The organism is Propionispora sp. 2/2-37, from assembly GCF_001298735.1.
Lineage (GTDB): Bacteria > Bacillota > Negativicutes > Propionisporales > Propionisporaceae > Propionispora.
Map to the genome: position 1 here is coordinate 241,624 of NZ_CYSP01000006.1, position 10,918 is coordinate 252,541.

At 37.8% G+C, this 10,918-nt stretch carries 9 protein-coding genes; 6 read left to right on the top strand and 3 right to left on the bottom strand.

All coding sequences use genetic code 11. From position 1 onward, the window contains the following. Positions 1 to 197: 197 nt before the first annotated feature. Entirely contained in the window at positions 198 to 2,465 is a 2,268-nt protein-coding gene (locus tag P22_RS08570; RefSeq protein ID WP_156318893.1) for a nitric-oxide reductase large subunit, read from the bottom strand. 307 nt (positions 2,466 to 2,772) lie between these two features. Between P22_RS08570 and P22_RS08575 the strand changes: the two genes are divergently transcribed. Both P22_RS08575 and P22_RS08580 read left to right on the top strand, forming a co-directional pair. Further along, a complete protein-coding gene (locus P22_RS08575; protein ID WP_054259806.1) occupies positions 2,773 to 3,600 on the top strand; it encodes a DUF2935 domain-containing protein in 828 nt (275 codons plus the stop codon). 364 nt (positions 3,601 to 3,964) lie between these two features. Beyond that, entirely contained in the window at positions 3,965 to 4,438 is a 474-nt protein-coding gene (locus P22_RS08580) for a hypothetical protein (protein ID WP_054259807.1), read from the top strand. Between the two features lie 224 nt (positions 4,439 to 4,662). Here P22_RS08580 and P22_RS08585 read toward each other — a convergent pair whose 3' ends face one another. Next, on the bottom strand, positions 4,663 to 4,860 hold the full coding sequence (locus P22_RS08585; protein WP_054259808.1) for a DUF1657 domain-containing protein: 198 nt from the start codon (positions 4,858 to 4,860) through the stop codon (positions 4,663 to 4,665). Positions 4,861 to 6,418: 1,558 nt separating this feature from the next. Between P22_RS08585 and P22_RS20455 the strand changes: the two genes are divergently transcribed. Together P22_RS20455 and P22_RS08595 are read left to right on the top strand one after the other, a co-directional pair. Further along, positions 6,419 to 6,574, top strand: a complete 156-nt coding sequence (locus tag P22_RS20455; protein ID WP_156318894.1) for a hypothetical protein — start codon at positions 6,419 to 6,421, stop codon at positions 6,572 to 6,574. 669 nt (positions 6,575 to 7,243) lie between these two features. After that, on the top strand, positions 7,244 to 8,059 hold the full coding sequence (locus P22_RS08595; RefSeq protein WP_054259810.1) for a methyl-accepting chemotaxis protein: 816 nt from the start codon (positions 7,244 to 7,246) through the stop codon (positions 8,057 to 8,059). An 834-nt stretch (positions 8,060 to 8,893) separates the two neighbouring features. Here the strand turns inward: P22_RS08595 and P22_RS08600 are convergent. Next, a complete protein-coding gene (locus tag P22_RS08600) occupies positions 8,894 to 9,109 on the bottom strand; it encodes a hypothetical protein (protein ID WP_054259811.1) in 216 nt (71 codons plus the stop codon). A gap of 966 nt (positions 9,110 to 10,075) precedes the next feature. Here P22_RS08600 and P22_RS08605 point away from each other — a divergent pair. Next, complete coding sequence (locus P22_RS08605; protein WP_054259812.1) at positions 10,076 to 10,387, top strand: FlxA-like family protein; 312 nt, start codon at positions 10,076 to 10,078, stop codon at positions 10,385 to 10,387. A gap of 258 nt (positions 10,388 to 10,645) precedes the next feature. Further along, a complete protein-coding gene (locus P22_RS20460; RefSeq protein ID WP_156318895.1) occupies positions 10,646 to 10,804 on the top strand; it encodes a hypothetical protein in 159 nt (52 codons plus the stop codon). Positions 10,805 to 10,918: the final 114 nt, after the last annotated feature.

The window sequence follows — 10,918 nt, forward strand, 5'->3', positions numbered from 1 at the left end:
ACGGGTTCTCAAATGCCATTTTTTACGAAAAAGTCTTTTGTCAACAACCCTTCGGCTGCCGGGCTTTTTATATATAGAAAACCCCACATTAGACGTGGGGTTCGGAAAAGCTTTTAGCGGAGTGGATGATAGCTTGATTTAAGTTGTCAAACCACGCTAGTATTCCATATCTCCTAGATAGGGAATTTCTAAAGTATTTAACGATTTTCTACTATTTTGTCATGCTCTTTTGTCAGGGACCATCCCAGTTTTAGCCCGATGACAAACCAACCTAAAACAATAGCGCCAATAGCGAAGATGGTATCGCCGACTATTCGGAACCACTGGAAGTTTTTAATAATATCGCTGCGTAGGAAATCCGCAGAGCGAGCATACCACATACCGTATTCAACACTGGCCCAGGTCTGCATTATACCAACTGGCAAAACACTAATTAGAACCATCAATGCCAACCCAATATTGATAGCCCAAAAGGAAAATTTAAGTGGTGTAGTTTTCCAGACATGTTGCCCTGTTAGGCCTTTTAGACTGAACAACATTAGTCCTATACCAAGCATGCCATATACTCCAAACAAAGCAGTATGACCATGTACCGAGGTAGTATTCAAACCTTGCATATAATAGAGGGCTATAGGTGGATTGATAAAGAATCCAAACAGGCCTGCTCCCACTAGATTCCAGAATGCAACTGAAACAAAGAAATAAATCGGCCACTTATAGGCACTAACCCAAGGCTTGGCTTTACTTAAGGTTAAGTTCTCGTAGGCTTCAAAACTAACTAAAACTAATGGTACTACCTCTAAGGCGCTGAAGGTGGCACCGAGAGCCATGACTGCAAGAGGGGTACCCGAAAAATACAGATGATGGAAAGTCCCAATAATACCGCCAAAGAGAAAAATAATCGTAGAAAACAATACAGAAGTATTAGCTGTTGTTACTCTTAATAAGCCCATTCGAGTAAAGAGAAAAGCGATAACTGCAGTTGCGAAAACCTCAAAAAAGCCTTCTACCCATAGATGTACCACCCACCAACGCCAGTATTCTGCTATTCCCATATTGGTATGCTGACCCCAGATAAGCCCAGGGATATAAAAAGAAGGAATGGCAGTGGTAGCGAGTAAAAAGAGGAGGAGCAGGCTTTTATTTTCTCTTGCCTGACTTAATGCAGGCCAAATTGCTCTAACCATCAAAAACAGCCATAAAAAAAGACCAATAGTTAGAAATAGTTGCCAAAATCTACCCAAATCTACATATTCGTAGCCCTGGTGGCCAAACCAGAAATTTATCGTCAAATCCAGCTTTTGCATCACACCTAGCCACTCACCAGCCAAAGAGCCAACAACAATGATTAGAAGACAGATAAAGAGAAAATTAACTCCAAAACTTTGGTATTTGGGTTCGTGTCTTGATACAGCAGGGGAAATAAACAAACCAGTCGCTAGCCAAGCGGTGGCAATCCAAAAAATCCCCAATTGTAAATGCCAAGTTCGGGTGACGGAGTATGGCAGCCACTTGCTTAGAGGAAATCCATAAACACCTGAGCCTTCAACTGTGTAATGAGCGGTTAAAATACCGAGACCAATTTGTACGATTAATAATACTGCAACAATCCAAAAGTATTTTACAGTTGCTTTCATGGAAGGCGTTGGATTTAGGGCTAAGAGCGGATCGGTATCAGGATATTCCTCACTTTCTTTTTCCCTTTTGTGGGCGGCATAATACCATGCCAACGTGCCGATGCCTGCAAGCAATAAAACAAAACTAAGCACCGACCAGATTAAAAGTGATGATGGCGGTCTATTGCCGACTAGGTCCTCAGGAGGCCAGTTTGTAGTATAAGTAATGTCGCTTCCCGGCCGGTTAGTTGAAGTAGCCCATGAAGCCCAGAAGAAGAAAGCAGTCAGCTTTCTTGCACGGTCTAGGTCTTCAATGGTATTTGTCTTAAGGGCATAACTGTCTCGCAATCGACTCATATTGGGGTCATCCCCGAACAGAGCAATATAATAAGAACTAACCGCAGCAATGGCTTCTGCCCGTATAGGTGAAATGGTAATATCTCCAGTATAGACATTATATGTATTCGTTCTGATCATATTTTGTAATCGGGCTTTAAGCGCAGCTTGAGTTTCAATATCAAGGTCGGAATATTTCTTCTTATATTCAGTTGTTGACCATTTATCTAATATCCATACTAATTCGCGATGCAACCAATCGGCTGACCAATCAGGTGCCACATAAGATCCATGTCCCCAGACGCTTCCTACTTCCTGGCCACCCATTGATTGCCAAATATTTTGTCCATCTTGTATGTCTTGTTTGGTAAAGACAACTGTCCTATCTTCTGTGATAACTTGTTCTGGTATTGGCGGAACGGTTTGATAGATTTCATTTCCATAATAACCTAAGACCGCAAAAGCAATAATCATTACGGTGATTAATCCCACCCAAAGCCTAGTAGTTTTCACACTTAACCACCTCTCTGTTTTTTTTCTATTATCTTCCGAATTTGGTACTTTATGCAGTCATTTATTGCTTTTCAGCTTTCCAGCCACGAATGGAGTTGCTGCAAGTTATATGCTTAATGAACAATTGGGTTGCAAATCAGTAAAGAGTATCTGGCTTTTGTCAACACCGAAATAAAGAAATAACCCCGCATTGCAGGGTTTTATATCTCATTAGGATGGTACTGTCTGGGCTTTTTAGAGGTATGTTAACAATTTAAATCTACTTTACATATTATATAGCAAGATAATTATAATAGGAGGGATACCCTTGGATATCTTTTGCAGTGAAGTTCAACCCTTTGTGCCCCTCAATTTACACGAAGTTAGATTTTGGCTCCGTATAATGAAAGAACATTCTCTTTTCATTAAACTTGGACTGCCATGTGATCAAACTGATTTAATTCGTGAAGCACAAGAATTCTATAATGTTTTTGAAGATCTTGAAAAAACAGTATGCCGTGTTAGTTGTGAGACAGACTTAAAGCGATTAATTGGGAAGATTATTGTTGCCGTCAAAAATTTTTTTTGCTATAAAAGACACCTGCTTCATCTCCTCATCGAATGCAGAATTCGTGGAGGCGCAAACTATCCGCTGCTTATTGACCATATTTCTCGGGAAGCTATGTATTTTCTAAAGATACTAGAAAAAATTAAGTGCGATGAGATGGAGTACCCAGTCGATTCGATAGTAAGCGAAAATGTATTTTGGCTAAGAATTATGGCTGACCATCTCAAGTTCATTCGTGGCTTGTTAGACCCGTCCGAGCGGGAAGTATGGAATACTTCCAATGCCCTTAGTGATAAGTTTGACCAACTCCAATTGCATGCCCGCGACTTTGATAGTATGTTGTGGCACATCCGTCCTAACAACGACTTTAGCCGGTTTGAAACAGAAGTAACAAACTCAATGGTAGAACTTCGGGAATTCAAAGTAACTGCAGAAGAGTTAATCAAGGAGTGTGCAGTGCTTTCTCTAATTCCGCCTTTGCTTGCCGACCATGTCCGGCGTGAAGCCGAGCACTTCCTTGAAATCCTCGAATTGATTCAGAATGAGATGGATGATTGCCATCAACAAAAAATAGTTTGTTGTGACTGAATATTGAAGGAAACTACACGGTAGCTTCGGCTACCGGGCTTTTTATTACAAAATGTGACATGCCTGTAACGATTTTGTAACAATTGGTAGCTATAATGAAAACAAGCAATAATTTCCATTGATTCTCCCCGGCTTCGGTTGGGGCCTTTTTTTATTTTCATAAAATAAAATATTCTAACGATATTATCGCGAGAATTAAGGTTTACCCTTAAAAAAGCAGCGTTACTTTCGTACTGATTCAGACGCTATTTCCACGTAGTCCGGTAACTTCGTTTACCGGACTTTCTGTTTTCACGCAATAAAATATTTATACGATGTTTTTCCGAGAATTAAAGCGTATACTAAAAAAGGGCAGAAAATTTCCATGAATGACCTTAGTAAAACTGCGGTGGCTTTTGCCATCGTGGTTTTACTTTTGACCGGCGGCCTCGGCTGCCGGTCTTATTATTTATATAATAATCAGCTTGTCATATTTTTGCCATATTTCCATTATATTCTAAATCTAGCAAACAAAAGGGAGGTATGCTTTATAAATAAGCTAACTAAAACCACGATTGTTTATTCACTGGTGCTCCTGATACAAACAGGGATTGGTGTAGCAGCATCAACAGCGGTAGTGGAACCGAATCCAGGGGCTGGTCAAAAACATCAGCCACAGTACGAATCTTCAGCTAAAGATCACCCACAATTAATTCAAGAAGAAAACGAGCGTTATGAAAAAGAAATGAAGCGTCGACCCAATGAAAGCGATCAAGAGTGGAAACAGCGTCAGGGACAAGAAACATTGCGCCACGAAAAGGCGTTAGAAAATATTAACCAGGGGGGCCTCAACAAATAATATTGTCCATAATCTCGCCCTAACTTCGGTTGGGGCTTTTTTCATTTTCCACAAATAAAACATTCTCACGACGTGATGTACATAGCCTGCGTCTGCAGTTGGGCCGTATGGGGCGAGACTCTTTCTGTTTGCTAATAACGGTGCAGGCATAGGCAGATAAATAATGTGGTGGAAACAATAAATACTCGAACTACTATGTGCGAGTATTTATTGTTTATTATTATTTAATTGTCTAGTTGATTTTCAGCAGTAGAGCTAATACGGATGTTTAAAATGGCAATGTGACGGTCCATATCTTGGGACATTTGTTGGAACATCTGTTGAGCACTTTGCTCATCGGTAGCTGCAGCAAAGGCTGCGTAGGTTCCTTTTGCTGACTCAGCAGCCGCTAAAGCTTTTTCTAAATCCTTTTTTACTGTCATATTCTGTCCTCCATTTAATAAAATTCGACGTACAATTGTTATAGTTTACTATCTAATTTAACTTATGTGGTATATTAATGAGATATTGGAATTTTAAAATATTGTTGAGCAAACAGTTTGAAGGTAACGGCGGCAATATATTGAATCTTAGGCGGCATTCATTAGCATGGAAGCCCTAAAAAAAGATAATATGTAAATGGAAGGTAGTAAGAAAAGTTATGAACAGTAATGATGAGTTAGTCGTACTGCCTAGATGTATTAGTGGCTTTGATATTTTTTTAGAATCAAATGGTGAACAATCAATACCTATTAAAACGTTAAAGGCAGTGTTAAATCATTATAATATTATAAAAATTAGTATGTATTTTGGTATAAGGAATATACACAACAATAAGTTGTTACTTTACTTTTGCTAAGACAGGCAGAATTTTTTTCCGTTACAAAATACCATTTATCACATAATATATATAAGAAGAAAGGAGGAAGTGCTTATGGAACGAGAACGGTGTCCATATTGCGGAATGGATTTATCTGGTAGAAGTATTGGTAAATGGGGGCCTCTTTTGGGAGGTTGGTATTGGGGAAATCCTGGTTGGAGTTGGGGTTATCCTGCATGGAAAAAATGTTGTCACCATGGTGGGGGGCATTATTGGCGTTATGACTAAGTTCATAAGAATCTCAAAAGGAAAAATGGTAAGTTTGCATAAAAACTCCCCGTTTCGGTCGTGGCCGGACGGGGATTCATCTTTTTTTAATAAGTATTCTCACGACGTTTTTACGATAATTAAGGTTTACATACACTAGGTCTGAGGATAATTTTGTGTAAATCGGATTCCTTATGACAAGAAATAGGCTTTTTTAAAAGCAAATTTGTTACTCAGAAATGTAAGGGTCCCAGATATAAAAGAAAATATATACTCGTTAGCGTGGTTTGGGTAAGTACAGCCTAACCTATTTTTCAGGAACGGGGGATTGTTATCATTTTAAACAAAATATTCATGCGATATTTCTGCGATAATTAAGATTTATAATGAAAATAACTCTTAAAAGTTAAGAACTTTTAAGAGTCGGCCATGGGATAAGACGGGAATTCCTCCTTGTTTTTTCTTCTTAATTCATGGCCAATTTACCCCTACTCTTTCGAGAGTAGGGGTCTTATTGTCAGGTGGTTTTTAAATTCACCATGATAGTGCAATAATTAATTTTAAAAGAGAGATACCGGTGAAAAAAATTGTATTAATCATAGTTATTTGTTTATTTTTCAATTCAGTAGCATTTGCTGAATCAGAGTTTCATGAAGAAATCACTAACAAAGATGATGTAACAGATAAACTGACGGTATCGATCGAGAACTGGAACAAGCAAGGTTCATTTGTCTACTATCTGCATTAACTCCTATCTTAATGATATGATTTTTATTTTAGTGTTTGCCCGGTGCCTGGCTACCGGGCCTTTTATTTTTAGTACTGTTAAAATATTTAGAAAGATCTTTTAAATTGACAATGATTGTCAATAGGAATATATTTATTTAAAATACCTGATGGAAGGGGGAAGTATAATGAGTAATACAGATTACCCTAGGGAAGATTTTCTAAGCATAAAAGAAAAATTGTTCATCATTGGGGGCTACAGTGTTTTTGCGCTTGTTGTAACAGCCTTGGTTTTATACGGGGCTTCTCATGGCATTTATATAGATCCTGCCAATTTGTCATAATTAGACGGCTCCTTGACTGAGAATTATTTATATTTAAAAATAAACGATTTCTGCGCTATTTTTGAGGGTTTATACTTTAAATGGGCAATGACTACCCTTGATGTGATTATTTATATTACTGTTCAGTGGCTTCAACTGCTGGGCTTTTTATTTTGTACGCTTACTATGATGTAAGAACTGATTAAGTCGGTTGCAATCAAGTTAATTAAGGTTATTACATGAGTTCGTCACGCATCCAGGAAGCTATATTGGCTAGTATTTGTATAATACCTCTAGCGCTGATAAAAAAAGAGAACCAACTCTTATACCCCTGCAAAATACCTGTTGTTATGACTCCTGATGCTATGCAGAGTTATTAGTGAATCATGGGTAATGGAGATAAAACTATTAAGTCTGTATAATAAATCCCCCCGTTCGATTGTAACCAGACGTACGATTTTGCTAGATCAAAATTGTGATGGGGTTAGTCCGAATGAGGAGTGTATCCTTCTCGCTATCTTCATTTTATCCATAGCAGTGTCATTCTGGGATTAGTTATAAGTTTTTCTGACAACTTGAGTGCTAAGGTATCCGAAATAAAACGATTAATTTATATTAAGAATGATATTTTATGCAGGTTAATGTCTAAAAATGTCGAAATAAATTAAAAATAATTATGGGAGGTAACTTATGACATTAATGGATAGTGTTATAAACTCAGCAGAAATTACTAAAAAACTGATGCCTTTAGACTGCTGCATTATGATTACTGATTTTAATGGTCTTATTGTAAAGTTTGTTCCTGCACAAACATTTGATATGGGGGTCCGTGAGGGCGACTATGCAGCAAAAGGTGGAACTGTCGATGAATGCATAAGAACCAAGAGTAGCATCCATAAATCATTAAAGAAAGAACTATATGGTGTTCCAATTAAGGCGAGTTGTGAGCCTTTATATGAAGATGGCAAGTTCATTGGAGCATATGCAATTGGATTAAGCCTCGAGAACCAAGCAATTCTTCAACAAGCAGCTCAAGCAATCGCTGCAACTAGTGAAGAGATTACGGCAACTACTGAAGAATTGGCAGCTACAGCGACGGAACTGGCAAAAGACTTAGAAAAATTAAAACAAAGCAGCAAAGTGGTAGCTGAGCATGTTGAAAAGACGGAAGAAATATTAAGTTTTGTAAGCGAGGTTGCGGTAAATTCTAATTTACTTGGGTTAAACGCAGCAATTGAAGCTGCACGAGCTGGTGAGCAGGGTCGTGGCTTTGCCGTTGTCGCTTCTGAAATACGAAAGATGGCAGATAATAGCGCTCAATCTGTAATTGAGATAAGAAAAATATTGAATGCAATAAGAACTGAAACCGGGCTCATTACAACAGGTATCATTGAATCTACAGCAATTGGTGAGAGGCAAGCCTCTGCTAGTAGTGAAATTGCTTCTGCAATGCAACAATTAGCTTCATCTGCTAACAACGTTGAAAACATAGCGCAGATCATTTAACAAACTTACTATAGACATAATTTGTCTGATGTCGATTTGAAAAAGAGAAGGTTATCGTCTGTGCTGTCAAGGTTGGATAATTGTGTTAGAGGTAAACGGAAAGTGGCTATAAAAAAACAGGCCAATGCGAAACTGACCTGTACGGGAGAAAACGGTCGTTAATATCCTGGGGAAGGTGGGATTTATGCCTAAAAAAATAGGCCAGCCTTAAGGGTTGGCTGGCCTTTAAGTGGGAGAGGAGAAATAAACTCCGGTATAAGTATTGCCAGTGCAGGAAGAATTTATGCGATTAAAAGAAAATATTTTTAAAACATTTCCTGGAAATGAACCGCTACCATCAAGAATCGGCGTAGAATGAGAATTCCAGATCTGGCTTCTACGCCCTATTTCGAATACCTAAGCCCCTTGCGGTTTATACTTATAAATAGCAATAACTCCCCCACAAAGATACATTTATTTGTTTTTCCCAGTAGCTGCGGCTCTGGGATTTTATTATTTAACCATTTGGCAGTTTACAAGCAAAGATTGCCCGTATAGTAGTTATACCAATATACTCCGGGTGAAAGCATTTAGGAAGCTGACTCCTAATGAATTTCCCAATTAGCAGACGGTGGCATGGAAATATAACAAAGCGGACAAGCGGTTAGGGCAGAAGCGCGAGAGACAATATTATAAGTCTGAAATAAAATTTTATGCCTTCTCCGGGAGCCATGTTTGGATGGAATGTAAAAGGTATCCTGCGCCGTATTTGATATAGAAAAAAGAGTCATAGAACAGAATTGCATGATAGCGCCAAAGGAAAGAGAAATAAAGAGAGCTGCCTTAACTGGTTTTTTATATGGTAGTCAGAGAGCGCTTTGCTCTGATAATGATATGTTCCTTGGTTTCTTGCTTGAGATCATTCCATTCTTCCAGAGAACAGATGATTTCCGGATACTGGGAGATTAATCCCTTGAAAATTTCGTCATGACTTTTGTTGGAATGTATGAATGCAAAGTGAAATTCATCAATAAGTTCGCGTATAACTTCTTTGTTAAAATTAGTATTCATTATGACTCGTCTCCTTTATATTATTTTAGCAAGAAGATAAAGCGAGGCGACATGAAGGGAAATCTCTGAGTAGAAAGTCTCTCAGAGGTTAATATATGCGAGGGACAAGAGATTATGCGGAAATGGACAGCCGGATAGGGTAGTTGACCCGAGGTAAAGTCAGAAACTACAAGGAGGATATTACATAGTATTTTATGTTATGAAGAGATTTGCCGGTGTCAATAGTTAATAAAAGATATGATTTTTAATAGCTTTTGTTAAATTTGGGGTCTGAATTTTTAGGATGTTTTTTATATAAAAATAAATGATGAGGTGATGAGTGCAAATAATATTACTAAATAAATAATCGTTGCAACTATTATTTTCCATAATGTTAGGGAGCGGAATCCCGGTAATTTTCTCCAATTGGGCAGTGGTTGTTCCATTTCTATAGCCAAGCGATATCCGCAATGGGGGCAGTATGTAAAATCAAATTTAGTAGATGTACCACACATAGGACATTTCATTTATATTCGCTCCTTTAGAATAATGAAGGTTGCAAGGATGTGCAATCAAGAGAGAATAGCGATGACAAAGCAGTAAAGGCAAAGTCTTACTATAGCTTATTATTGCTTAGTAAATATTAAGGTTATACCCGAATTCGGGACGATGCTTGTTTGGTGACAAGGGCCAATAGATAAACATGGGTTCGTAAAATATTACAATTTTACGAACTTTTTACGAGGATTAGGGCTTATTATTAAAGTGGCTAGTTGCAGTCGAAGTGAGGTGGAGGACTGCACCATCCATTGTTTGACAACATATTTTACTCATCTGAATTTATAGAAATAAACATATTAGTCAGTTTGTTCTTAGTTATAGTGGCTAACAACTAGCAGTGATTGATCCGGCAAATAAATTAATAATCATAAAGGCTGTACCACGCAGGATTCAGCAGTTAATTTATAAGCGGAGGAATATGACAATATGCAAACTCCATTAATTACCAGTTACGGTTTAGCAAAACAAGATAGCCGACAAGGCGAAGAAATTAAAGCGTTAGAAAAAAAGCAAAAACGGCTTGAAAAACAACTAGATAAGTTGACTGATAGCGCCAATACTGATTCAGTAGTAAAGCAAACGCAAATTCAAGCCCTTGAAGCACAGATACAACAAATGGAGGAGCAAATACGAAGAAAGCAAACTATAATAAACAGTCAGCAGAAAGCTGCAGCTATTGGTAGAGTTGCGGAGGATTTTGGTTCTTCCGTCGGGAAAAGCGTTGATGTCGACATTTAATTTTATAAGGATGGCACGAATAAAAGCGGTATCTATTTTTTTACTGGATTTTTCGTCTGAATTTAATTTATATAAATGTCATACATTTGTAATAATTTTGTAACAAATCAGTCTTAAAATAAAAAGGCACAATATTTCTGTTACACAGTATTTTGCGATAACTCAGGTCTGTATTTGTAAATACTGCTAGAGTTTTAATACAATAAACGATTGTTTACCGGGATTTTTTTGCGGTAACAGTGTAGGGAGGAAAACAATTTGAAAGTATTGGTAGATGGAAAAGAGCAAGACCTGGACTACTGGCTGGATATGGTTGCAATGTATTTTCACAGGTATGATGATGAAACGGCGATAAAAGGAATTATTCGCTTTGTACACAAAACCAAAATTCTGGAGGATGAATATGATTATGAGTAATTTAATTGGCACAGAGAAAAGTATTCTATAGGCAGGTGATGGTATTTCTCCCGGAGAATTCATGCGGAATTACTATTTTTTGTCAAAAAATATTGATAAATTGGCATAAATATC

Coding starts and splice junctions, on each gene's coding strand:
- P22_RS08580 (WP_054259807.1), top strand. CDS start 3,965: ATGAATGACCTTAGTAAAACTGCGGTGGCTTTTGCCATCGTGGTTTTA.
- P22_RS08585 (WP_054259808.1), bottom strand. CDS start 4,860: ATGACAGTAAAAAAGGATTTAGAAAAAGCTTTAGCGGCTGCTGAGTCA.
- P22_RS20455 (WP_156318894.1), top strand. CDS start 6,419: ATGAGTAATACAGATTACCCTAGGGAAGATTTTCTAAGCATAAAAGAA.
- P22_RS08595 (WP_054259810.1), top strand. CDS start 7,244: ATGACATTAATGGATAGTGTTATAAACTCAGCAGAAATTACTAAAAAA.
- P22_RS08600 (WP_054259811.1), bottom strand. CDS start 9,109: ATGAATACTAATTTTAACAAAGAAGTTATACGCGAACTTATTGATGAA.
- P22_RS08605 (WP_054259812.1), top strand. CDS start 10,076: ATGCAAACTCCATTAATTACCAGTTACGGTTTAGCAAAACAAGATAGC.